Source organism: Lactobacillus nasalidis, assembly GCF_016587775.1.
Classification (GTDB): domain Bacteria; phylum Bacillota; class Bacilli; order Lactobacillales; family Lactobacillaceae; genus Lactobacillus; species Lactobacillus nasalidis.
In genome coordinates this window covers 1-209 of the sequence record NZ_BOCG01000215.1, presented here as the reverse complement: position 1 = coordinate 209, position 209 = coordinate 1, and the positions used below count along the sequence as shown (strand labels likewise).

The window sequence follows — 209 nt, the reverse complement described above, 5'->3', positions numbered from 1 at the left end:
AGGGGCAAGACCAAGATCAACAGCTCTTGGTACTACTTCACCAAGACCGGGAAGATGGTCAGAAACAAGACTGTCAAGGGGAGCAAGTACGTCTACCACTATTCAAAGAGCGGCAAGCTGCTGTCGGCTCTGTCAAGCCTCAAGGGCAAGAAGTACTACATTGACGCAACCAGCGCCAAGCCGCGGAAGAATTTCATGTACAAGTCCGG

The 209-nt window shown here is 51.7% G+C and carries 1 protein-coding gene; it reads left to right on the top strand.

Annotated features, from left to right (window positions below; translation table 11 throughout):
* Nucleotides 1-209, top strand: a 209-nt coding sequence (locus tag lacNas_RS03585; protein WP_201346602.1) for a hypothetical protein, incomplete at both ends; no start/stop codon positions are given.